This window comes from Geothrix limicola (genome assembly GCF_030268085.1).
GTDB lineage: Bacteria > Acidobacteriota > Holophagae > Holophagales > Holophagaceae > Geothrix > Geothrix limicola.
This window is the reverse complement of sequence record NZ_BSDE01000003.1, coordinates 637771-660061: the sequence shown is the minus strand read 5'-3', so window position 1 is coordinate 660061 and position 22291 is coordinate 637771. Positions and strand designations below refer to the sequence as shown.

At 67.2% G+C, this 22291-nt stretch carries 26 protein-coding genes; 14 read left to right on the top strand and 12 right to left on the bottom strand.

Features of this window, described 5'->3' with window-relative positions; translation table 11 throughout:
• The first annotated feature begins 21 nt into the window (after positions 1-21).
• On the top strand, positions 22-1161 hold the full coding sequence (locus QSJ34_RS10835; protein ID WP_285575032.1) for an SDR family oxidoreductase: 1140 nt from the start codon (positions 22-24) through the stop codon (positions 1159-1161).
• Positions 1162-1173: 12 nt separating this feature from the next.
• Here the strand turns inward: QSJ34_RS10835 and QSJ34_RS10830 are convergent, their stop codons facing one another.
• From QSJ34_RS10830 to QSJ34_RS10820, 3 genes are all read right to left on the bottom strand, one after another.
• Positions 1174-1650, bottom strand: coding sequence for a hypothetical protein (locus QSJ34_RS10830; protein ID WP_285575030.1), 477 nt, complete (start codon positions 1648-1650; stop codon positions 1174-1176).
• Positions 1651-1667: 17 nt separating this feature from the next.
• A complete protein-coding gene (locus tag QSJ34_RS10825) occupies positions 1668-2138 on the bottom strand; it encodes a hypothetical protein (RefSeq protein WP_285575028.1) in 471 nt (156 codons plus the stop codon).
• An 86-nt stretch (positions 2139-2224) separates the two neighbouring features.
• Positions 2225-2653 (bottom strand): CBS domain-containing protein, encoded by a 429-nt coding sequence (locus QSJ34_RS10820; RefSeq protein ID WP_285575026.1) that lies wholly within the window; start codon positions 2651-2653, stop codon positions 2225-2227.
• A 236-nt stretch (positions 2654-2889) separates the two neighbouring features.
• On the opposite strand from QSJ34_RS10820, the gene QSJ34_RS10815 reads away from it, so the two are divergent.
• The 7 genes from QSJ34_RS10815 (at position 2890) to QSJ34_RS10785 (ending at position 9642) form a co-directional block, all read left to right on the top strand.
• Positions 2890-4413 (top strand): acyl-CoA carboxylase subunit beta, encoded by a 1524-nt coding sequence (locus QSJ34_RS10815; RefSeq protein ID WP_420798844.1) that lies wholly within the window; start codon positions 2890-2892, stop codon positions 4411-4413.
• 76 nt (positions 4414-4489) lie between these two features.
• Positions 4490-4813, top strand: coding sequence for an acyl-CoA carboxylase biotin carboxyl carrier protein subunit (locus QSJ34_RS10810; RefSeq protein ID WP_285575022.1), 324 nt, complete (start codon positions 4490-4492; stop codon positions 4811-4813).
• A gap of 80 nt (positions 4814-4893) precedes the next feature.
• Positions 4894-5829, top strand: coding sequence for a polysaccharide deacetylase family protein (locus QSJ34_RS10805; RefSeq protein WP_285575020.1), 936 nt, complete (start codon positions 4894-4896; stop codon positions 5827-5829).
• A gap of 116 nt (positions 5830-5945) precedes the next feature.
• Positions 5946-6938 carry an ornithine carbamoyltransferase gene (gene argF / locus QSJ34_RS10800; protein ID WP_285575018.1) on the top strand — a complete coding sequence of 331 codons (993 nt, stop codon included), beginning with the start codon at positions 5946-5948 and terminating at the stop codon, positions 6936-6938.
• Positions 6939-7168: 230 nt separating this feature from the next.
• Positions 7169-7666 (top strand): hypothetical protein, encoded by a 498-nt coding sequence (locus tag QSJ34_RS10795; RefSeq protein WP_285575016.1) that lies wholly within the window; start codon positions 7169-7171, stop codon positions 7664-7666.
• Positions 7667-7698: 32 nt separating this feature from the next.
• The gene (locus QSJ34_RS10790; protein ID WP_285575014.1) at positions 7699-8115 is read left to right on the top strand and encodes a nuclear transport factor 2 family protein; all 417 of its coding nucleotides are present in this window, start codon (positions 7699-7701) and stop codon (positions 8113-8115) included.
• 63 nt (positions 8116-8178) lie between these two features.
• Positions 8179-9642, top strand: coding sequence for an MFS transporter (locus QSJ34_RS10785; RefSeq protein WP_285575012.1), 1464 nt, complete (start codon positions 8179-8181; stop codon positions 9640-9642).
• Positions 9643-9648: 6 nt separating this feature from the next.
• On the opposite strand, the gene QSJ34_RS10780 is transcribed toward QSJ34_RS10785, so the two are convergent.
• On the bottom strand, positions 9649-10992 hold the full coding sequence (locus tag QSJ34_RS10780) for a metallophosphoesterase (protein ID WP_285575010.1): 1344 nt from the start codon (positions 10990-10992) through the stop codon (positions 9649-9651).
• A gap of 165 nt (positions 10993-11157) precedes the next feature.
• Here QSJ34_RS10780 and QSJ34_RS10775 point away from each other — a divergent pair, with 165 nt between their 5' ends.
• Complete coding sequence (locus QSJ34_RS10775; RefSeq protein WP_285575008.1) at positions 11158-11913, top strand: cytidylate kinase-like family protein; 756 nt, start codon at positions 11158-11160, stop codon at positions 11911-11913.
• A 64-nt stretch (positions 11914-11977) separates the two neighbouring features.
• Here the strand turns inward: QSJ34_RS10775 and nuoF are convergent, their stop codons facing one another.
• The 3 genes from nuoF to QSJ34_RS10760 all read right to left on the bottom strand — a co-directional run bounded on the left by nuoF (position 11978) and on the right by QSJ34_RS10760 (position 14883).
• Positions 11978-13348 carry an NADH-quinone oxidoreductase subunit NuoF gene (nuoF, locus tag QSJ34_RS10770; RefSeq protein WP_285575006.1) on the bottom strand — a complete coding sequence of 457 codons (1371 nt, stop codon included), beginning with the start codon at positions 13346-13348 and terminating at the stop codon, positions 11978-11980.
• A gap of 13 nt (positions 13349-13361) precedes the next feature.
• Positions 13362-13937, bottom strand: a complete 576-nt coding sequence (locus tag QSJ34_RS10765; protein WP_285575004.1) for an NADH-quinone oxidoreductase subunit NuoE family protein — start codon at positions 13935-13937, stop codon at positions 13362-13364.
• 376 nt (positions 13938-14313) lie between these two features.
• Entirely contained in the window at positions 14314-14883 is a 570-nt protein-coding gene (locus QSJ34_RS10760) for a YceI family protein (RefSeq protein ID WP_285575002.1), read from the bottom strand.
• Between the two features lie 114 nt (positions 14884-14997).
• On the opposite strand from QSJ34_RS10760, the gene QSJ34_RS10755 reads away from it, so the two are divergent.
• Positions 14998-15489: a MarR family winged helix-turn-helix transcriptional regulator gene (locus QSJ34_RS10755; RefSeq protein ID WP_285575000.1), complete on the top strand. Its 492-nt coding sequence runs from the start codon at positions 14998-15000 to the stop codon at positions 15487-15489.
• 59 nt (positions 15490-15548) lie between these two features.
• Here QSJ34_RS10755 and QSJ34_RS10750 read toward each other — a convergent pair whose 3' ends face one another.
• The 5 genes from QSJ34_RS10750 to QSJ34_RS10730 all read right to left on the bottom strand — a co-directional run bounded on the left by QSJ34_RS10750 (position 15549) and on the right by QSJ34_RS10730 (position 19098).
• Positions 15549-16052, bottom strand: coding sequence for a hypothetical protein (locus QSJ34_RS10750; protein WP_285574998.1), 504 nt, complete (start codon positions 16050-16052; stop codon positions 15549-15551).
• A gap of 315 nt (positions 16053-16367) precedes the next feature.
• On the bottom strand, positions 16368-17540 hold the full coding sequence (gene nuoD, locus QSJ34_RS10745; RefSeq protein ID WP_420798843.1) for an NADH dehydrogenase (quinone) subunit D: 1173 nt from the start codon (positions 17538-17540) through the stop codon (positions 16368-16370).
• Between the two features lie 39 nt (positions 17541-17579).
• Positions 17580-18071: an NADH-quinone oxidoreductase subunit C gene (locus QSJ34_RS10740; protein ID WP_285574995.1), complete on the bottom strand. Its 492-nt coding sequence runs from the start codon at positions 18069-18071 to the stop codon at positions 17580-17582.
• 36 nt (positions 18072-18107) lie between these two features.
• Positions 18108-18716 carry an NADH-quinone oxidoreductase subunit B gene (locus QSJ34_RS10735; protein ID WP_338001171.1) on the bottom strand — a complete coding sequence of 203 codons (609 nt, stop codon included), beginning with the start codon at positions 18714-18716 and terminating at the stop codon, positions 18108-18110.
• A gap of 1 nt (position 18717) precedes the next feature.
• Positions 18718-19098, bottom strand: coding sequence for an NADH-quinone oxidoreductase subunit A (locus tag QSJ34_RS10730; protein WP_285574994.1), 381 nt, complete (start codon positions 19096-19098; stop codon positions 18718-18720).
• 174 nt (positions 19099-19272) lie between these two features.
• On the opposite strand from QSJ34_RS10730, the gene QSJ34_RS10725 reads away from it, so the two are divergent.
• The 4 genes from QSJ34_RS10725 to QSJ34_RS10710 are packed head-to-tail and all read left to right on the top strand — an operon-like array spanning position 19273 to position 22245.
• Complete coding sequence (locus tag QSJ34_RS10725; protein ID WP_285574992.1) at positions 19273-19530, top strand: phosphopantetheine-binding protein; 258 nt, start codon at positions 19273-19275, stop codon at positions 19528-19530.
• An 8-nt stretch (positions 19531-19538) separates the two neighbouring features.
• On the top strand, positions 19539-19946 hold the full coding sequence (fabZ, locus tag QSJ34_RS10720) for a 3-hydroxyacyl-ACP dehydratase FabZ (RefSeq protein ID WP_285574991.1): 408 nt from the start codon (positions 19539-19541) through the stop codon (positions 19944-19946).
• A complete protein-coding gene (locus QSJ34_RS10715) occupies positions 19943-21142 on the top strand; it encodes a beta-ketoacyl-[acyl-carrier-protein] synthase family protein (RefSeq protein WP_285574990.1) in 1200 nt (399 codons plus the stop codon). The genes fabZ and QSJ34_RS10715 overlap by 4 nt, the downstream gene beginning before the upstream one ends.
• Positions 21139-22245: a beta-ketoacyl synthase N-terminal-like domain-containing protein gene (locus tag QSJ34_RS10710; RefSeq protein ID WP_285574988.1), complete on the top strand. Its 1107-nt coding sequence runs from the start codon at positions 21139-21141 to the stop codon at positions 22243-22245. Before QSJ34_RS10715 ends, QSJ34_RS10710 begins: the two co-directional genes overlap by 4 nt.
• Positions 22246-22291 lie beyond the last annotated feature (46 nt).

Below are 22291 nucleotides of genomic sequence, written 5' to 3'. Positions count from 1 at the left end.
CGCCATCCCTCGGAGGTTGCCATGACCGTCTCCCGCCGCGAGTTCATCCAGTGGTCCGCCACCGCCACGGCCCTCGCCGCCACCGGCCTCGACCTGTCCGCCGCGCCGGCCCCCGTTGCGGGGAAGGCCGCTCCGAAGAAGATCCTCATCCTCGGCGGCACGGGCTTCCTCGGGCCCGCCACCATCGAGATCGCCCAGGCCCGCGGTCACAAGGTGACCATGTTCAACCGCGGGAAGACGCGGCCCGACCTCTTCCCCGGCGTGGAGAAGCTGCACGGCGACCGCGATCCCAAGAAGGGCGAAGGCCTGAAGGCGCTGGAAGGCGGAAGCTGGGACGCCGTCATCGACAACAGCGGCTACTACCCGCGCCTGGTGGGCGCCTCCGCCAGCCTGGTGGCGCCCCACGCGAAGCAGTACCTCTACATCTCGAGCATCAGCGCCTACAAGGAGCCCAACCCCGAGAACGGCACCGAGGATGCACCCCTGGCCACCCTGGCCGATCCCGCCGTCGAGGAGATGGGGAAGGAATTCCAGAACTACGGCGGGCTCAAGGCCCTCTGCGAGCAGGCCGTGCAGAAGGCCATGCCCGGCCGCGCCACCATCATTCGCCCCGGCTACATCGTGGGGCCCGACGATCCCACGGGCCGCTTCACCTACTGGCCCGTGCGCTTCGATCGGGGCGGCGAGATCGCCGTGCCCGGCGCGCCCGCCGATCCCGTGGAGATCATCGACGTGCGCGACCTGGCGGCCTGGCTGGTGCATCTCGTCGAGCAGGGCACCACGGGCGTCTTCAACGCCTGCGGCCCCGAGAAGCGGCTGGCCTGGGGCAGCCTCGTGGCGGATTTCCAGAAGGTGGGGAAGGCCGACGCCAAGCCGGTCTGGATCCCCGCGGAATTCGTCGCCAAGCAGGAAGGAATCGAGTTCCCCATCTGGGCGCCCTACCTGGGCGAGACCAAGGGCTTCCACACCTGGCGCAACGACCGCGCCGTGAAGGCCGGCCTCAAGTTCCGTCCCGCCCTCGAAACCGTGAAGGACACCCTCGCCTGGTTCAAGACCCAGGAGAAGGTGGAGAAGGGCCGCACCAGGCTCGCCGCCCCCAACGCCGAACAGGAAGCCAAGCTCCTCGCCGCCTGGCGCGAGGCCTCCAAGACCAAGGGCTGAGGCCCGAGCGGGTCACTCCGAACTCCACACCTTCAGCACCGCCAAATACCGATCGATCTCGCCCCCTTCCCTTTCAGCCCGGGGGCGGATCGTCGTGGTGCCGAGGATCGTGCCCTTGCCCGGTGCGGCCTTCGACGGGTCGCTTGAGAGCACCCTGGGTCCGGCAGTCTCCGCCTCCTGGAGGGCCTTCTTCCGAGCCTCGAGCACGCCGCGCAGCCACCTCGCGAAGGTCCGCTTGTCCCTGAGCACGTCTGCGTAGGCCTTCGTCAGGTCGGGGTCCGGCTGCACGAACTGGACGAGGGCCTGCTTGATGGGCGTGGGAAAGCCATAGGCGGGTTCGGGCAGGGTGAAGCCCCGTGGCGATTCGTAGCGCCACAGGACTTCGGAAGGCTTGGGCTTCACCTTGACGGCCGACTTCGCCTCCTGCGCGCCCAGCGCCGCCGCAAGAACGACGGTCCAAGTCACCAGGGCGCCGGCACGGCAGCTCAAGTTGCGCCTCTCAGACCTCAGTGATCGCGGCGGTGATCCCGCTCGTCGCGCTCCTCATGACGCTCTTCTCGCCGCTCACGGCCGCGTTCCTCCCGGCGGCGATCTTCACGCCGGTCCTCCCGGCGCTCCATGCGGCGTTCGTCTCGGCGTTCTTCCCGGCGCTCCATGCCCCGTTCGTGGTGCCAGTTGCGGTACTGGCCGCGGGGCACCTCGATCAGGCGGCGGGGCACACGGCGTTCCTCCACCCAGCCGAAGCGGGCGCGAGGCGAGCGGGCTCGGTACCAGCCGTCGTGGCGACGGCACCAGTACCAGCCGTCCGAGAAGAAGACTTCTTCCCCGAAGCCCTCCACCACCTGGATCCCGGGCCGGATCACCACCAGCGGGGGCGCCACGGGCAAGCCCAGTTCGATCTGCACATGCACCTGCGCCCAGGCGGAACTGGCGCCCACGGACAACAGGAATGCGAGGGGTAGCAGGCGTCGATTCATGGTCGTCTCCCTGAGGTGGGATCCTCCACCCCACCCAAGTATGCGCCCGGAAACCGGCCCGGTTTCCTTCGGGTTCGGCCCCGCCCTCAGTGCTGGATGTACGACACCAGCTGTTCGATGGTGAACTGCTGATCTGAGATGGTTTCCTTGACCAGGTCGCCGATGGATAGGATGCCGATCACGCTGTTGTTCGCCCCGAGCACGGGCAGGTGGCGGACGCGCTTGTCGGTCATGAGGGCCATGCACTCCTCGACGGTCTGGTCGAGGGTCACGCAGCTGACCCTGTCGCTCATGATCTCCCGCACCGGGGTGTCCTTGGAGGTCTTGCCCTTCAGGACGATCTTGCGGGCATAGTCCCGCTCGGAGAAGATCCCCACGAGCCGGCCCTGGTCCAACACCAGCAGGGCGCCGATGTCGAACTGGGCCATCAGATTGAGGGCCGTGAACACGGTGTCATCCGGCCGCACGGAGACGGGCGAGGGCTTTCCTTCGATCAGGTGGGACAAGGGCCGCATGATGCCTCCTGGGGTGCCTGGGTTGGGTCGGAATGGGTGGTCCTGAATATACGGCGAACGGCGGACGCGTGGAGGCCCGAATCCAGATTTGTGCTGACACCAACCGTGATGGATGCCTCAGCTCGACCCTGGTATCGTCTATTCAAGATGCCTTTGTCATCTTATTTGACTCTCATCGACGCTTGCTTTCATTCGATCGACCGCCACGAGGATTTTCCATGTCCCTGCCCAAGAAGATGAAAGACCACGCCGCCAAGCACGCCGAAGCCACCGTGCCCCACCCCGAAGCCGCCCGGAAGCAGGCGGCCCAGGGGAAGCTGCTGGCCCGCGAGCGCGTCACGGCCATCCTCGACCGGGATTCCTTCCACGAGTACGACCTCTTCGTCGAACACAAGTGCTCCGACTTCGGCATGGCCAAGAAGCAGCTGCCGGGGGATGGCGTCATCACCGGCACGGGCACCATCCTCGGCCACCCCGTGGCCATCTTCGCCCAGGACTTCACCGTGGCCGGCGGGTCGCTCGGCTTGGCCCACGCCCGCAAGATCACCAAGATCATGGATCACGCCATCAAGCTGGGCATCCCCCTCATCGGCATCAACGATTCGGGCGGCGCGCGCATCCAGGAGGGGGTGAACTCCCTGGCGGGGTACGGCGAGATCTTCTACCGCAACACCCTGGCCTCGGGGGTCATCCCCCAGATCTCCATCATCCTCGGCCCCTGCGCGGGGGGCGCCGTCTATTCGCCGGCCCTGACGGATTTCGTCTTTGTCGTCGACAACATCTCCAAGATGTTCATCACCGGCCCCGAGGTCATCAAGACCGTGCTGGGCGAAGAGATCTCCATGGAGGACCTGGGCGGCGCCCGGGTGCAGGCGGAAATGACGGGCAACGCGCACTTCTACGCCCAGAGCGAGGCCGAGTGCTTTGAGCAGGTCAAGCGCCTGGTGACCTACATCCCCTGGAACAACCGCAAAAAGGCCGATGCCTTCAGCGTCATCCCCTCCCGCAGCGAGGTCAGCCTCGAAAGCATCATCCCGGCCGAATCCAACAAGCCCTATGACGTGCGCGACGTCATCAAGGCCGTTTGCGACGGATCGGACTTCATGGAGGTCCAGGCGCTCTGGGCCGCCAACATCGTCGTGGGATTTGCCCGCATGGACGGCCGCACGGTGGGCATGATCGCCAACCAGCCGGCGGTGCTCGCCGGCGTGCTGGACGTGGACAGCTCCGACAAGGCCGCCCGCTTCATCCGCTTCTGCGACGCCTTCAACATCCCCCTGGTGACCTTCGTCGACCTGCCGGGCTACCTGCCGGGCATCGACCAGGAGCACGCCGGCGTCATCCGCCACGGGGCCAAGCTGCTCTACGCCTACAGCGAGGCGACGGTGCCGAAGATCACCGTGATCCTGCGCAAGGCCTACGGCGGCGGCTACATCGCCATGTGCTCGCGCCACCTCGGCGCCGACTTCGTCTTCGCCTGGCCCTGCGCCGAGATCGCCGTCATGGGCCCCGAGGGCGCGGCCAACATCATCTTCAAGGGCGAGATCGCCGCGGCGGCGGACCCCGAGGCCTTCCGCAAGGAGAAGGTGAAGGAATACACCGAGAAGTTCGCCAGCCCCTACGTAGCCGCCGCCAACGGCCACGTGGACGCCGTCATTGCGCCCCACCAGACCCGCGACTTCCTGCTCCACGCCCTGGAGATCTCGGAAGAGAAGCAGGAACTCCGCCCCCAGCGGAAGCATGGTGTGCCGCCCTTCTGAGCCGCGCTCCGACGCCCTCCCATCGATCCGCGAGGCACCAATGACTCAATCAGCGACCCACTCAATGACCCATCCGGTGACCCACCCGTCCAAGCCCCTCCGGCAGTCCATCGCTCTCAACGGCACGGTGTACGAAACCGCCCTCACGAAGAAGTACGCCCGCCGGAAGCCCTACGTGCCAAAGGATCCCAGCCGGCTGACGGCCATCATCCCGGGCCTCATCCTCGACCTGCTCGTGAAGCCCGGCGACGAGGTGCGCAGCGGCCAGGGCCTGCTCGTCCTCGAAGCCATGAAGATGCAGAACCACATCGCCGCCCACGATGCGGGCACCATCAAGGCCATCCACGTGAGCCCCGGCGAGACGGTCGCCAAGGGCCAGCTGCTGGTGGAATTCCAGTAGGTCACCTCGAAGACATGACCATCGGTTGGGTTGAGAAAAGTACACAAACTTGTATACTTCGATCCTCCCGCGAGGTTCCCATGCTTCCTTCCCGCTTCTTCCGCGCCTTCGGCCTGGCCCTGGCCCTGACCCCCGCAGCCCTGACCCAGTCCGTGGCCTTCACCTTCGACGACGGACCCCGGCTGCAGGCCACGCCCCGCCTGAACCCCGCCCAACGCAACGCGGCGCTGCTGGCGGCCCTGAAGCAGCACCAGGTGCAGGCGGCCCTCTTCGTGACCCTGGGCAACGGGGCGGACCAACCCGAGGGCCTGGCCCTGGCCCGGGCCTGGGGCGAGGCGGGCCACCTCATCGGCAACCACACGGTCACCCACCCGGATCTGGACGCCGCCACCACGACCCTGGCCGGCTACGAAGGCGAGATCCAGACCTGCGACCGGGTGATCCGCACCTTGCCGGGCTACCGTCCCTGGTTCCGCTTCACGTTCCTGCGGGAAGGCAACACGCCCGAGAAGCGGGACGGCATCCGGGCCTTTCTCAAAGCGCAGGGGTATCGCAACGCCTATGTGAGCCTCGACACCTCCGACTGGCGCCTGGACGAGGCCCTCCGCACCCGCCTCGCCAGCCAGCCCGACGCTGACCTCGGCCCCTTCCGGTCCGCGTACCTGGCCCACCTGCGCCAGCGGGCCGAGGCCTACCGCGACCTCTCCCGCAGACTCTTCGGGCGGGACATCCCCCAGGTGATGCTGCTGCATCACAACCTCATCAACGCCCTCTTCCTGGGCGACGCCCTGCAGCAGTTCAAGACCCTGGGCTGGACCTTCGTATCGCCCGAGGCCGCCTTCCAGGATTTCGTCTACTCCCTGTCGCCCCAGCGTCCTGCCCCCGGCCAGAGCCTGCTGCTCTCCGCCGCACGAAGCCTGGGCTACCGTCCCGAGGGCTGGGAGCGCCTGGTGGACGACGGCGATGCCGACATCGCGGCCCTGGTGAAGCGGGGCGCGCTGCCCGCCGCGCCTTGATGGCCACTGGGCGTCAGAACTGACACAGTGTCAATCGGCCCAGCCTTGTGACGTCGATTTCTTGTGGATTTATCGGCCTCCTGGTTACCCTTCGTCCTTACCAAGTGGAGGCTTCCATGGCCGTCAACCTCAAGGGTCGCAGTTTTCTTACGCTGATGGATTTCTCACCCGAAGAAGTCCGCTACCTCCTGGACCTGTCGCGGGACCTCAAGGCCAAGAAGCGCATGGGGGTGTTCAACTACCTGCTCAAGGGCAAGAACATCGTGCTGCTCTTCGAAAAGACGAGCACCCGCACCCGCTGCGCCTTCGAAGTGGGCGCCCTCGAGGAAGGCGCCCACGTGACCTTCCTGGACAGCGCCAGCTCCCAGGTGGGCAAGAAGGAATCCATCGAAGACAGCGCCAAGGTGCTGGGCCGCTTCTATGACGGCATCGAGTACCGCGGCTACAAGCAGGAAGTGGTCGAGGCCCTGGCCAAGCACAGCGGCGTGCCTGTGTGGAACGGCCTCACGGACACGGACCACCCCACCCAGATCCTGGCGGACTTCCTCACCATCGAAGAGCACGTGGCCAAGCCGCTGCACAAGGTGAAGCTGGTGTTCTGCGGGGACATCCGCAACAACATGAGCTACGCCCTGATGTACGGCGCCGCCAAGACCGGCATGCACATGGTGGCCCTGGGCCCCAAGGAACTGGCTCCCGATCCGAAGGTGCTGGAGGCCGCCCGCGAGGCCGCCAAGCTCACCGGCGCCACCATCGAAGTGACTGACAACGTCGAGGAGGCCGTGAAGGGCGCCGACGTCATCTACACCGATGTCTGGGCCAGCATGGGCGAGGAGGATCAGATCCCCGCCCGCGTGAAGCTGCTCACGCCCTTCAAGGTCACCATGGAGATGATCCAGAAGACCGGCAACCCCGACGTGAAGTTCCTCCACTGCCTGCCCGCCTTCCATGACTTCGAGACCAAGCTGGCCAAGGAGATGATGGCCCAGGGCCACGACATCCGCGAAGTCACCGACGAGGTCTTCCGCTCTAGGCACAGCGTCGTCTTCGACGAAGCCGAGAACCGCATGCACACCATCAAGGCCGTGATGGTCGCCACCATCGGGTAGTTCGACCCGCACCACCGGTTGATTCACCGCGGAGAACGCGGAGGGCGCAGAGGCATGCCTCGGCCCTCCGCTTTTCCTTTCATGGAAAAGCCAGGAACCGGTGATGAACGATGATGCACGGAGATTAAAATTCGCCACTCCCACCCATCACCGTTCATCACTGTCCATCACCGGTTATGGATCTTTTGCACTCCTGCTATGGTTGGGACACCATCCCAAACGGAGTCCCCATGCGCGCAGCCCGGCTGTTCCTCGTCCCTGCCCTCGCCGTCCTGTCCCTGTCCGCGCAGGAATCCGCGCTGAACGGCAGCTGGCGCCAGACCCGGACGGACGACATCGCCGCCGCCATCAACACCACCGTGGCTGACATGAACTTCATCAAGCGGCCCATCGCCCGAGGCCGCCTCACCAAGCTGAACCCCGCCTATCAGAAGGTGGCCATCACGATCTCGGGCGCGGGTGTGGACGTGAAGCTGGATGACCGGGCCCCCATCCACATGCCCCCCGGCGGTGCCGCCGCCCCCTGGACCCGTGAGGATGGCGAGAAGTTCATGGTCGCCGCCCAGGTTTCGGGAGACCAGCTCATCCAGACCTTCAAGAACGACGAAGGCGAGCGCACCAACGTCTTCAAGCTGAGCCCCGACGGCAAGGTCCTCACCCTCAGCGCCACCGTGAAGAGCCCCAAGCTGCCGAAGGCCCTGACCTATTCCATCAGCTTCGGGCGCTAACCGGGCCCTGCACCGGCCTCCCGGGGTGACCCATGAAGCCCCATCGCCTCCTCGCCCTTCCCGCTCTGGCCTTCCTCGTATCGTGCCATCCGGGGCCCGAGTCGACGCCCTTCCCCGCCGATGAGAACACCCAGACCGTGCAGGGTTTCCTCCGCGCCTACGGCCGAAGGGACCTGGAGGGCATGATGGGCTATCTGGACGACGAGGCCACCTTCGTGGGAACGGGGGTCCCCCTGAACAAGGCCCAGATCCGGGACTTCTTCCAGGCCACCTTCCGCAAGCACCCGAACCTACGGGTCGAGGTGCGGGCCCTTCGCGTCGTCCAGGGTCGTGTCCATGCCGACGTCCGGGTCGAGACCGACACCGCCTGGGCCGACACCTGGATCTTCGAATTGAGGAACCGCAGGATCCACCGCTACTCGCTGGCCTCGGGGACGCGCACCCGGTAGCCATCGGGCCCTTGTGCAGGAAGCCCTGGCGGGGCAGGCTGGGTCCCGCAGGCGAGGAGGATCATGGCTTCACCCGCTGGGCCTGAGACCGGTCACGAGCGGCGCTGGGCGCTGCTGGCCTTGACCAGCGTCGGCGCCTTCATGACGCCGCTGGACGGATCCATCGTGGCGGTGGCGTTGCCGAAGATGGGACCTCTGCTGCACCTCAGCTTCGCGGCCAGCCTGTGGGTGCAGGCGGCCTACCTGCTGAGCATCGCCATCCTTCTCATCCCGCTGGGCCGCCTGGCAGATCAGCACGGCCGCGTCCGCTTCTACCTCGGCGGCATCGTCCTCTTCACCGTGGCCTCCCTGGGCGCGGCCCTGAGCCGGAACGGCACCGCGCTGATCCTCAGCCGCATCCTCCAAGGCACGGGCGGCGCCCTGCTCAGCTCCACCTCCGCCGCCATCGTCACCTCGGTTTTCCCCGCCCGCGAGCGGGGGCGGGCCCTGGGCATCAACGTCATGGCCGTCTACCTGGGCCTCAGCGTGGGCCCACCCCTGGGTGGCTTCCTCGTCGATCACGCCGGGTGGCCCTGGATCTTCCTCGTGAACCTGCCCATCGGCCTCCTCGTCTTCCTGCGGGGCTGGTGGCTCCTTCCGCGGGTCCAGCCCCCGCCGCATCCGGCCTCCGCGGGACGGAAGCAGGGGCTCGACCTGCCCGGCGCGATCCTGCTGGCCTGCCTCCTGCTGGGCCTGCTGGTGCCCCTCACCTTCGCCTCGGAATGGGGCTGGCGTTCGCTTCGCGTGAGCGGATGCCTGGGCCTCGCCGCCCTCGCCTTCGTGGCCTTCCTGACGCGGGAATCCCGGGCCCCCATGCCTCTGGTGGATCTGGACCTCCTGCGACGGAACCGGCTCTTCGCCGCGGCCAACCTGGCGGCCCTGCTCAACTACATGGCGCTCTACGCCATCGCCATCCTCACGGCGGCCTACCTGCAGCTCGTGCTGGGGCTCCCGGCCAAGGTCACCGGCTGGATCATGCTGGGCCAGCCCCTCACCCAGGCCTGCCTGAGCCCCCTCGCGGGCCGTCTCAGCGACCGTCTGGGTTCCCGCCTCCTTAGCACCACGGGCATGGGCCTCGTGGCCCTGGGCATGGCCCTGCTGGGCGCGGCGAGCGGCAGCGCTTCCCTGGTCCTGGTCGTCACGGCGTTGGCCATCGTGGGCGTCGGCATGGCCGCCTTCAGCGCACCCAACACCAGCGCCATCCTGGGCAGCGTGGATCGCACCCAGCTCAGCGTGGCCAGCGCCTTCCAGGGCACCATGCGCGTGACGGGACAGGCCCTGAGTGTCGCGGTCCTCGGCGGCATCGCCGCGAGCCACCTGGGCCCCGGAGGCTGGCGCCTGCTGCTGCGCGCCGGGGGATCCCCCCAGGCCGCGGAGGCCTTCGTCCGGGGCTATCGCGCGGCCATGCTCACGGGAGCCGCCCTGGCCCTCCTGGGCCTGTGGGCCTCGTCCGCCCGGGGAGCCCACGGTCCTAGGGCGGAATCCTAGCGCGTCTCACTTCGTCAGCATGATCGCATCCAGCTCGCGCCCCTCGGCGTCGAGCTGGCGCAGCTTCAGCGTCTTCGCATCGACATCCAGCACGGTGAAGGAATGCTTGTCCGAGACCAGGGCTCGGGTCCAGGGCTGCCAGCTGGTCTTCACGTCGGTCTGCCAGGGATCGTAGAGTTCGGCGCCGCCGGCTCCCGTGACGATGTGGATGATGCCCTTGGCGCGGGTGACCGTCCGGCCGTCGAAGGCCTCGTCCACCGTGAAGTCACCCTTCACGGGCCGGCCGCGGGGACCCACCTGGGTGGGCTTGAAGCGGAGGGGCGCCGTGCGCTGGTAGTTGTGGACGTGGCCCGCCAGCACCAGATCCACGCCGTACTTCTCTAGAATGGGGCTGATGGGGCGCATCCACTGATCCTCCGAATGGCTGAGGGCGCTCTGAAAGAGCGGGTGGTGCAGGGCCACGATGCGCCAGGCGGCGCCCTGGGCGGCCTTCAGATCCGCCTCCAGCCAGGCTTTCAGCTTGGGGCTCTCCCAGTCGGCATAGACGTTCGAATCCAGCACGGTCCAGTGCACCTTGCCGTAGTCGAAGCTGAAACTGGCCATGCGTGGGAAGGCCGGGCCTGCGGCCGCCACCATGGCGTCATGCACACCCGCGCTCACCGGCGCGGCGCCCGCCTCGCCGGGCCTCAGCCCGGGGCCGTTGAGGGGTTGCGACCAGTAGGCGAAGTAGGCCGAGGCGTCGGGCCAGGCCTTGAAGGGCACGTCGTGGTTGCCCGGCACGCCGAGGAAGGGCACGTGGCGCATGAGCGGCGTCTCATCACTGTTGTAGACCGGGAAGAAGTGATCGCGGTATTCCGCCGCCCGGCCCCGGCCATAGACCAGGTCCCCGGTGATGAAAACCGCGTCGGGCTTCGCCGCCAGAACGGCCTTCGCGAGGGCGATCTGCTCGTGGCTGCCTGAAGCGGCGTCGCCGAACACGACCATGCGATGGGCGCCGGGCCTGCGGACCTGGGCCTCGGACTCGAAGACGACGGCCCCGTTGAAGCGCACCCGATAGGGAACCACCGCCCCCGGCGAGAGCTGCTTGAGCGTGGCGCGGTAGATGCGGTGCGCTGCCAGGGGCGGCGCATCGAGGCGCCGGTAGGTGGGGATCGCCTGGGCGACCCAGCCCTTGGAACCGCGCACCTCCACCGACCAGGCCGCCTCGGCGTCCGTGGCGTGCCACATCAGGTCGAGCCGCTCTAGGGCCGCGGGCCGGGGCGCGTCGCCCAGCTGCAGGTAGGGTTTCACGAGGAAGGCGTCCTGGGCCTGGAGGAACAGGGCCAGGAGGAGCAGAACGAGGGTGCGCATGCCTCCAGGTTAGAGCCGGGCGGCCGCAGCGTCATGCCTCGGCCTGGATGGTGGACCCGGTGATCCCCAAAAACCGCGGCGTAGGGACCTTGCCTTTCGCCCTGAAGGTCCTATGTTCCAGACGACGGTCCTCCCACCCAGGGCTCTGCAAAAGCCGGAGGTTCCATGAATACGTCCAAGTCCTACGGATCCCTGATTCCGAGCATCGAGCAGCGCGAATCCGCCTGGATCCGGGTGCGGGAACGCTTCGCCCAGACCCATCCGCGGACGCCCCTCCATCCCACCCTCACCATCGCCCGACAGTACGGGTGCGAAGGCTATCCCCTGGCCGAGCGGCTCAAGGTGCTGCTGGAAGACTGCACGGGCCAGCTCTGGAACATCTATGACAAGGCCCTCGTGGACAAGGTCGTCGCCGACGAGATGGTGTCCCGCCACCTCCTCACTCACCTGGGGGATGAAAGCCACGCCCAGGACCTGCTGATGGACCCCTTCGGTTACCACACCCACAACGAGGCCTACAACATCCTCGTCAGGCACCTCCTCCAGATCGCCGATGCCGGCTGCGCCATCATCATCGGCCGCGGTGGCGCCGTCGTCTGCCAGGACCGTCCGAACTGCTTCCACTTCCGCCTGATCGGCAGTTTCGGTTTCCGGACCGCCTCCATCGCCCATCGGCTGGACATGCCCCTCGAAGCTGCCGAGGCCTTCGTGCGCCGCCAGTCCAAGCTGCGCGAGAAGTTCCTCAGTCACTGCCTGCACACGGACATCACCTCGCCCCAGTGGTACGACGCGGTCTTCAACAACGAGCGCCAGGGCGTCGAGCCCATCGCCGAAGCCTGCCTGAGCCTCGTCATGCGCCGCTGGCCCGACAAGGGCTACTTCAAGCGTGGCTCCCTCCACGATTCGGCGGCCCTGCACTGATGGTCCATCGGAAACGAAAACGGGCGCCTTCGCGCCCGTTTTCTTTAGGCACCAAGGGCCCGGATCAGTGGACGCCGACCTTGGCCAGGAGCCGCGGACCCTGGCTGTAGCAGGTCTTGTGCGTGATGTGGTGTTCGAACTCGTGGCGGAACTTCTGCAGGGCCGAATCCATGGGCCCGCAGGCCGCATCGCCCAGGGGGCAGAGCGTGCGCAGGCCGATGCGCGGCGTGAGGCTGGCGATGAGGTCGAGGTCCTCCATCTTTCCTTCGCCGTGCTCGATGCGATAGAGGATCATCTCCAGCCAGTTGCAGCCTTCGCGGCAGGGCGTGCACTGGCCGCAGCTTTCATGGGCGTAGAACTTGATGAGGCGCAGGGTCGCCTGCACCATGCACGTGTCCTCGTCCATGACGATGAGACCACCGGAACCGGCCATGGAGCCGCGGGCCTTCACGGTGTCGAAGTCCAGCGGGCAGTCGAAGTCCTTGTCGTCGAACATGGGCGCGCTGGCGCCGCCGGGGATGATGGCCTTGATCTTCTTGCCGGTGCTCGACCCGCCCGCCAGTTCTTCCACGAGGAAATTCATGGGCGTGCCCAGGGGCAGCTCGTAGATGCCGGGGCGCTTCACGTGGCCGCTGACGCCGAAGATGCGCGTGCCCGTGTTCTTGGGCGTGCCGATCTTGGCGTACTCGGCGCCGCCCATGCGGAGGATCGGCGGCACGGCCGCGAGGGTCTCCACGTTGTTGATGGTGGTGGGCTGGCCGAAGGCGCCCTTGGCGGCCGGGAAGGGCGGCTTCACGCGCGGTTCGCCGCGGCGACCTTCCAGCGAGTTCAGCAGGGCCGTCTCCTCGCCGCAGATGTAGGCGCCGGCGCCGCGGTGCACGATGATGTCGTAATCCCAGCCCGTGCCGAGGATGTTCTTGCCGAGATAGCCGGCCTCGCGCGCCTGTTCGATGGCCGCCTCGAGCTTCTCGATGAGCCAGAGGAATTCGCCGCGGATGTAAACGTAGCCCGTCTGGCACTGCATGGCCCAGCCGCCGATGATCATGCCTTCGATGAGCTGGTGCGGGTTGTATTCGAGGATGACGCGATCCTTGAAGGTGCCGGGTTCGCCTTCGTCACCGTTACAGACCAGGTAGCGCGTGAACTTCCGCTCTGGCGTGTCCTTGGGCATGAAGGACCACTTCAGGCCCGCGGGGAAGCCCGCACCGCCGCGGCCGCGGATGCCCGAGGTCTTGACCTCCTCGGTCACGGCCACCGGCTCCATCTTCAGAGCCTTCTTCATGGCCACGTAGCCTTCGTGCTGTTGCTCGTAGACCTTCAGGTTCCAGTTGTCCAGATCGCCCGCGCCGCGAAGCATCAGGTTCGGGAACTTCTCGGAACCGAAACCGGGGAAGGTGTAGGTGTGGGGATCGCGCTTGGTGCGGATGGCTACCATGTCTCGTCTCCGCTCACTGGGCCCAAGGCCGATACTCGCCGCGCTTGCAGGCTTCCATCACATCGATGAGCTTCTGTTCGTCCACCAGCTCGTCATAGACGTCGTGGTTCACCTGGATGCAGGGCGCCACGCCGCAGCCGGCCAGGCATTCCACTTCCTCGACGCTCCACATGCCGTCGGGACTGGGGCCTTCGCCGGGACGCACGCCGGTCTTTTCGCAGACCTTCTCCAGCAGCTGGGCCGCGCCACGCAGCGCGCAGCTGATGTTGGTGCACACCGAGAAGTGGTACTTACCCACGGGCGCCTTCTGATACATCGTGTAGAAGGTCGCCACGCCGAAGACGTGCCCTTCGGGAATGCCGATGGCCTTGGCCACGGCCTTCATGGCCGACAGGCTCACGAAGCCGAATTCGCGCTGGGCGATGTGCAGGGCCGGCAGCGTGGCCGCGAGCTTGTCCGGGTACTTCGCCATGATCGCGTGGATCTCGGCGATGGCCTCGGGGCTGAGCTCCTTCCGCTCGGATTCGGGCAGCCGCTGGCCCGGGGCCAGGGGTTCGTTGGAGGTTTCGGGGGACTGGGGATGGTTCATGGGCGCGCTCGCATGAAGGGCCAGTTTATCTCGAAAAGGCGGGGGGGCGCCGGGTTTAAGAGTACCTAACGAAACCCCCACGGGGCCGCGCGAGGGACGCCGGGCGAGCGAGGCGAGGAACGCGAGTCGAAGCGTAGCGGGTACTACGCGCGACGAGCGTGACGCTGCATCGTGACGCCCGCCGGCCCTCGCCCATAGGGATGAAGCCAGGCAGGCGCCCCGCGGTGTCAGGTCCCTTGAACAACGAACCACGTTGCCCTGCGGGCCCTTCCTTGCGGTGCATCCTGCCTGGCTTCATCGCGGCCCCGTCGGGGTTTTGTTAGGCACTCGAGCCCGGTGCCCCCCGTCACGACAGGCTTTGCCTGGGATGCCGTGCTTACTTGCCGGCCTCGATGTTCAGGCTGATGGCCACTTCCTCGCCCACCAGGGGCACACCGTACTTGACGCCATACTCGCTGCGGTTGAGGGTCAGGGCGCCGTCGATGAAGCCCGCCACCACGGTGCCCGGCTTCATGCCCGCCTGGGTGCCCGCATTGGTGATGGGGAAGGTGATCTTCTTGGTCACGCCGTGCAGGGTGAAGTCGCCGGTGATCTCCAGCTTGCCCTTGGCCACTTCCTTCACCGCCGTGCTCTTGAAGGTGATGGTGGGGAACTTCTCCACATCAAAGAAATCCGGGCCCTTCAGGTGCTTGTCACGAGCCTCGTTGTCCGTGCTGATGCTGGCCGCGTCGATGCTGACTTCGACGCTGGACTTGCTGATGTCCTTCGCATCCACCTTGACGGTGCCGCTGAACTTGGAGAAGCGCCCGCTGACCTTGGCCAGGGCGTGGCGCACCTTGAAGCTGATCTCGCTGTGGACGGGGTCGATCTTGTAGGTGTCCTGGGCCAGGGCCGGCAGGGCGGCCAGGGCGAGGACGGCGAAAAGGGCGCGGAACGGGTGACGCATGGAACCTCCAAGGAAAGGTGTCTAAGCACCTTTTCAAAAGTCTAGGCAGCATTTCGCGAGTTGCAACACCTTTTTTGCAACAATTCTGTCATCCTGGTGTAGCAGGAGCCGGCCATGCACATCCGCGAAGAACTCCAGATCACCAAGCCCCTCGAACCCGGCCACGAGGTGGCCCTGGCCCTGCTGCTCACCCGGGAATACGTGGCGCGGCTCTTCGACGAGGGCCTCTACGAGCCCGAGGGCATCTCCGACCAGCAGTTCAACGTGCTGCGCATCCTCAAGGGCGGGCCCAAGGACGGCTACCTGGTGAAGGAAATCCGTTGCCGGATGATCTACCGCTTCGCCGATGTGCCCCGCCTGGTGAATCGCCTGGAGGCCCGCGGCCTCGTCAAGCGCTGCGAAAACCCCGCCGACCGCCGGGGCAGCCGCGTACAGATCACCGCCAAGGGCCTCGCCCTCGAAGCCAAGATGCACGGCCGCCACAACGCCCTCTGCCAGCAGGTGGACCGCTGCCTGAGCGCCGAGGAGCGCGAATCCCTGCTCGGCCTCCTGGAGCGCCTGCGCAACGACCACCGGGCTCAGCTGGAAGCGTTGATGAAGGCGTGAAGGCCCCGGGCTGTGATGGGTGCCGGGGGGTCTGATCATGGATCAGGAAGGACGCCCCGCTATGGCTTCACGACCGGAAAGGTATCCTCAAGCATTTTGAAGAAGCTCTGGTAGTAGCCTGGGTCTGCATCCGCTTGAACCCCTGTTTCATGGTGAGTGTTGAAACTGCTCTCCTGCCAGCTCTGGGTCAGCTTGACCCGAACGCGCGCCGAAGTGGGGGAAGCGTCCTGGAGCAGGAGGGTTCCCTCCACCACATTGACGTGGCGACGACTCCGGATAGATTTGTCTTCCTTTTGATGGCGGAAGCTGATCAAACCCAGATCCTGGTTGGCCGAAAGAATGATGTAATCCCGGTCCAACAGCAGCTCGATGAGTTTCGGAAACAGGGTCTTTGGGGGTGAGGCAAGCACCAGGGTGCGCGCGGCAGCCCCCGGTTGTGCGAACGCCTTCGAGCTAGCGGCCTCGGGGAAAACCCCTCCCGCTAGCGGCATCGGGAAGACCGCCGAGAGACAGACCAGGGAACAGCCCCCGGACACCGTACGCAACTTCATGGGAATCGCCATGAGGCCCCCGAAACAAGCGTTGAAGGTGACGTCCATTCCTTGAGACCCGCGGGCCCAACAAGGGTTGAGGGGAGTATGAGCCATGGGGGTCGAGACTAGCAAACGATGATGTTTTCGCCCACCGTTCACGGGGCTGATCGCCCTCAGACTGGAACCTCAGCAATCGAGTTCACCGGCAATGATGCTGACTCGGCCCATCCCGGGCCTCGCCCCTTCGGGGTCACGCGCTACGCGGGCGGTCGACCTTCGCTCCTGCTTCGGCCTCATGGCACCCAGACCGGCTGCGGGCTTCGCCCGCTCGCCGTCCTCGGCGCGTCAACGATCGAGCTCACCCGCAATAATGTTCATCGCGCCGAGGACGGCGACGGCATCGGCAATCAGCCCGCCCTTCACCTGATCCTCGAAGCTGCTGAAGATGGGCAGGCAGGGGGGACGGACGCGGATGCGGTAGGGGTTCTTGCCGCCATCGCTGACGAGGTAGAAGCCCAGCTCGCCGTTGGCGGCTTCGGTGGCGCTGTAGACCTCGCCCACGGGCATGTCCATGCCGTGCATGATGAGCTTGAAGTGGTGGATGAGGCTTTCCATCCGGGTGTAGACCTTCTCCTTGGGCGGCAACGCGACCTTCGGATCGTCCACCATGACGGGGCCGGGTTCGAGTCGGTCCAGCACCTGGCGGATGATGCGCAGGCTCTGGCGCATCTCCTCGACGCGCACCAGGTAGCGGTCGAACACATCGCCCGTGGTGCCGATGGGGATGTCGAAGTCGTAGGTCTCGTAGCCGAGGTAGGGCTGGGCCTTACGAAGATCCTGGGGCACACCGGCGGCGCGGAGGCAGGGGCCCGTGTAGCCCCAGTTCACGGCGTCCTCGGCGCTGATGGCGCCGATGCCCTTGGTGCGGTCGTGCCAGATGGGGTTGCGCGTGAGCAGCTTCTCCAGCTCGTCGATGCTCTCGCCGCATTCCACGAGGAAGCGCTCGGTGAGGGGCACAAAGCCCTCGGGGATGTCGCGGAAGAGGCCGCCGATGCGGGTGAAGCTGGTGTGCAGGCGCTGGCCCGCGGCCATCTCGAAGAGGTCGTAGACGATCTCGCGCTGGCGGAAGAGGTAGAGGAAGGCCGTGAAGGCCCCGATGTCCACAGCGTTCACACCCACGCACACGAGGTGATCGGCGATGCGGGCCAGCTCGGAGACGAGCACGCGGATCTGCTGGGCCCGCTTGGGCACCTGGATGCCCAGGAGCTTTTCCACGGCGCAGGCGTAGCCCACGTTGTTCATGATGGCGCTGCAGTAGTTCAGGCGGTCCGTGAGCGGGATGAACTGCTGGTAGCTCAGGTTCTCGCCGAGCTTCTCCACGCCGCGGTGGAGGTAGCCCATCTCGGGCGTCGCCTTCGTGATCGTTTCACCCTGCAGCTCGAGCACGATGCGCAGCGTGCCGTGGGTAGTGGGGTGCGAGGGCCCCATGTTGACGATCATCTTGTCGCCGTCGAGCATCTGCCGGGTCATGGCGATGGAATCCATGGTCATCGCCTCCTAGTTCCGTTCGCCGTTGTTGTAGGGCGCGGTGCAGCCTTCCATGCAGAAGACATCGCCGCCATCGAGAGGGAAGTCCTTGCGCAGGGCGTGGCCCTGGAAGTCGTCCCAGGTGAGCAGGCGCCGCAGGTCGGGATGCCCGTCGAAGCGGATGCCGAACATGTCGAAGACTTCGCGCTCGAACCAGTTGGCGGTCTTGAAGAGGCCCGCCAGGCTCGGCACGGCCTCACCATCGGCCACGGGCACCTTCATCCGCAGGCGCTCCTGGCTGGCCAGGTTGAGCCAGTGGTAGACGACGTCGAAGCGCTGGCCTTCCCGTTCGGGCCAGTCCACGGCCGTGATGTCCACCAGCAGCTGGAAGCCCTCGTGATGGAGCAGGTCCACCAGGGTCAGGAGGTTCTCCTTGGCCACCACGATGGTCTGGTCGCCGCGGAAGCTGTGGCGGTCCAGGATGGCCGCCGGCAGCTGGGTGTCGATGTGCTCGATGATCATGGTCCGTCCTGCCTGGAAGCCCGGCTAGAAGCCCGACTAAAAGATGGTTCCGACGCCGCGTTCGCCGGCATCCATCAGCATCTCGCGGATGGTCTGCTGGCTGGTGAGGCCCTTCTCCGCCTGCAGCGCGTCCTGGCGGGCGAGACTCTCGTAGAAGCGCTCGATGTGATCCTTGCGCATGGAGAGGGATTCCTTCTCGATCTTCTCCTGCAACTTCATCACGCCGTAGATGATGCTCTCGGGCCGCGGCGGGCAGCCCGGCACGTAGACGTCCACGGGAATCACGCGGTCCACGCCCTGCAGCGTCGCGTAGGTGCGGTACATGCCGCCCGAGCTGGCGCAGACGCCCACGCTGATCACCCACTTGGGCTCGGCCATCTGGGCGTAGATGGTGCGCAGCACGGGGGCCATCTTGTTGGTGATGGTGCCGAGGATCAGCATCATGTCGCTCTGGCGGGGGCTGAAGCGCATGGCCTCGGCGCCGAAACGGCTGAGGTCGTACTTCGACGACATCATGCTCATGAACTCGATGGCGCAGCAGGCCACGCCGAAGGGCATGGGCCAGAGGCTGTTCTTGCGGCCCCAGTTGACCACCGCATCCAGGCGGGTGGTCATCACGGCGTCGTTGATGTTCATTTCGGCCATCTCAGCGCTCCCACTCGAAGGCGCCCTTGCCCCAGGCGTAGATGAAGCCCACCAGCAGGGTGCCCATGAAGCTCAGCATGGCGCCGAAGGTCCAGAGCGCGTGCTTGAAGTTCACGGCCCAGGGCAGCAGGAAGGCGGCTTCCACGTCGAACAGGATGAAGAGCATGGCGGTCAGGTAGAACTTCACCGAGTACTTGTGCCGGGCGCCGGTCTGGAGGGGCGGCACGCCGCACTCGTAGACCCGCAGCTTGGCTTCCTTCGGGTTGTTCGGCTTGAGCATGGGCAGCACCCAGCCCGACAGCACGAGGATCGCGACCGCCGTCACGGCGGCGACCAACAACAGGATCAGGACCGACAAAAAGGGCGATGCGGGATGGGCCATGGCGCTCTCGGGCGGAGGATTCCGCGAAGAACAAGCTTAGCGCCCTTTGCCGAGGCGGTGCTCATGTGAAGATCACAAGGACCCTGGGGGCCGCACCCAGGATAGAATCTCCGGCCGACGCAGGCGTCGGCTAGGATCTAGGGAGACCCCTTCACCCATTCTGCCGGGATTCCCATGAGCGACCTCAAGCTGCGCGTCAAAGAGATGATCATCGAGCGGTTGAAGCTCGAGGGCATGACGCCCGACCAGATCGACGACGCCGCCCCCCTCTTCGGCGAGGGCCTGGGCCTGGATTCCATCGACGCCCTGGAGCTCGTGCTGGGCATCGAGCAGGTCTTCGGCGTGAAGATCGAGGACGAGGCCGCGGGCCTCAAGGCCTTCCGGTCCGTGCAGGCCCTCACGGACTTCATCGCCGAGCAGAACAAGGCCTAGGCCCCGACATGACGGACATCCCGGCCCACCTGCCGCACCGCTACCCCTTCCTGCTGGTGGACCGGATTCTCGAACGGGAGCCCGGCCGGCGCGTGGTGGCCGAAAAGCTCGTCACGAACGGCGAACCCTACCTGCAGGGCCATTTCGAGGGCCGCCCCCTCGTGCCGGGCGTGCTGCTGCTGGAGATGCTCGCCCAGGCCGGAGGCTTCCTGGAATCCGAATCCCTGCACGGCGCCGCCATCTTCCTGGCCGGGGTGCAGGACGCCCGCTTCAAGGCCCCCGCCCTGCCCGGCGACCGGCTGCGCCTGGAGGTCCAGGCCGAAGGCGCCTTCGCGGGGCTCATGAAGGTCCGCGGCACCGTGAGCTGCGAGGGCCACGAGCTCTGCACCGCCGCCCTCCTGGTCAAGCGCCTATGACGTCCCCGCACCGCGCACCCCAACGCGTCGTCGTCACGGGCCTCGGCCTCGTGTCCTCCCTGGCCCTGGATCGCGAAGGCACCTGGGCCGCCATGCTCGAAGGCCGCGACGGACTGGGCCCCCTCACGCGGCTCTCCCTGCCCCTGGAGCCCGCCCAGATCGCCGGCCAGGTGGCCCTCGAACCCGCCCGACACCAGACCCTTTGCGAAGTCATGGCCCTGAAGGCCCTCGAAGAGGCGCTCGATGGGCACCGGCCCGGCGGGGATCCCGCCCGCATCGGCGTCTTCCAGGGCGCGGGCACCAGCGGCCTGCCCGTAGCCGAGGCCTTCCTCGCCGAACGCCTCGCGGACCGGCGGAGCCGCGCCGCCGAGTCCGCCTACCAGAGCCCCGCCACCGTCACCGATGCCCTGGCCCGGCGCCTGGGTGCCACGGGCCCCCGCGGCACGATCATGAACGCCTGCTCGTCGAGCCTGCTGGCCATGGGCCAGGCCTGGGAGCGGCTGGCCCTCGGCGAACTGGACCTGGCCCTCGCGGGCGGGGCTGAAAGCCTCTGCCGCACGACCTACGGCGGCTTCTCCTGCCTCAAGGCCGTGGATCCTCAGAAATGCCGCCCCTTCAGCCGCGACCGCGCGGGCCTGAACCTGGGCGAGGGCGCCGTGCAGATGCTCCTGGAACCCCTCGACGCCGCCCTGGCCCGGGGCGCCGACATCTACGCCGAGGTGCTGGGCTATGGCGCCAGCATGGACGCGCACCACCCCACCGCGCCCCACCCCGAAGGCGAAGGCGCCGCCCGCGCCATGGCCATGGCCCTCCGCACCGGCGGCCTCGACGCCTCCGAAGTGGATCTCGTCTCGGCCCACGCCACCGCCACCCCCGCCAACGACGGCGCCGAATGCCTGGCCATCCGCCGGGCCCTGGGCGCGGCCGCCGACCTCGTGTCCGTGACCAGCACCAAGAGCCAGTTCGGCCACACCCTGGGCGCCGCCGGGGCCTTCGGCGCAGCGGCCGCCATCCTGGCCCTGCGGGACCAGGTGGTGAGCCCCACCCTGCGCCTGGAGGATCCCGACCCTCTCTGCGATCTGGACTGCACGCCGAAGGTGGCGAAGGCGCGCCGGATCCGAGCCGCCCTGGTGAACGCGTTCGCCTTCGGCGGCAACAACGTGTCGCTGGCACTCCGGCGCTGGGAGGGGCGATGAATGCGATGAGTGTGTCGCCCGCCGACCTCGTCATCACGGGCCTGGGCCTGGTGCTTCCCTGCGGCGACGGCTTCGACGCGGCGCAGGCCAGCCTTCGATCGGGCGCATCCTGCTTCGCGGACCTGCCCGAATCCTTGGGCCGGGGCCGCGGCGCGGCCTGCAGCGCCTTCAACCCGGCGGGCATCATTCCGCCCATGCAACTGCGGCGCCTGGACCGCCCCTCGCGCTTCGCCTGGGTCGCCGCCCACCAGGCCTTCCAGGATGCGGGGCTCGATCCCAGGTTCAGCGCGGAGGCGGGAGCGCGCATCGCCGTGGCGGTGGGCACCCTCACGGGAGGCAGCGAGGCCAGCGAAGCCTTCATGCGCCCCTACCTCCAGCGCGGCCCCGAGGGCGCCTCGCCCCTCGTCTTCCCCAACTGCGTCGCCAACGCCGCCAGCGGCCACCTGGCCCTGGCCTTCGGATTGAAGGGGCCCGCGGCCACCTTCGTCGATCGGGAGAACGCCGCCTTCGCCGCCCTGGAGCAGGCCAGCCGCTGGCTCCGCGCCGGACTGGCGGACGCGGCCCTCGTGCTCGGCACCGACGGCCTCTTCCCGCTCCTGCTCGACGTCTGCGGGGGCGCCCGCCTGCTGGCGCGGCACGGCGATCCCGAAGTGGGCTCGGGGGGCGGCTTCCTGCCCGGCGAAGGCGCCCAGGCCTTCCTGCTGGAGACCCGCGCCCGGGCCGAGGCCCGCAGCGTCAAACCCCGGGCCCGGCTCCGCGCCCTGGTCTCCCGATCCGCCAGCGAGTCCACCGAGACCCAACGGATCCAGGCCCTCCAGGCCGCCATCTCGGACCTCGGCGAGTTCGAAGTGGATCGCCGCATCGGCGGCGCCAACGGCCTGGCCCGCCTCGACACGCTCGAATCGCGCCTCGCCGAAGTCCATCCCCGCTGGCCCGCGGCCCTGCATCCCAAGGGCCTCTGGGGCGAGTTCGGCGGCTCCGGGGCCCAGCTGCTTGCGGCGGCCCTGCTCGAACCCGCCTCCAGCGTCCTCGTCACCGCCCCCGCCAGCAGCGGCAGCCAGTTCGCGGCCCTGCTCGAAGGCGTTAGGCTGGAGCGGTCATGAGCATGAAGCAGGAGCGAAGTGCCACTTTGGCGCAGCCGAAGCCCGA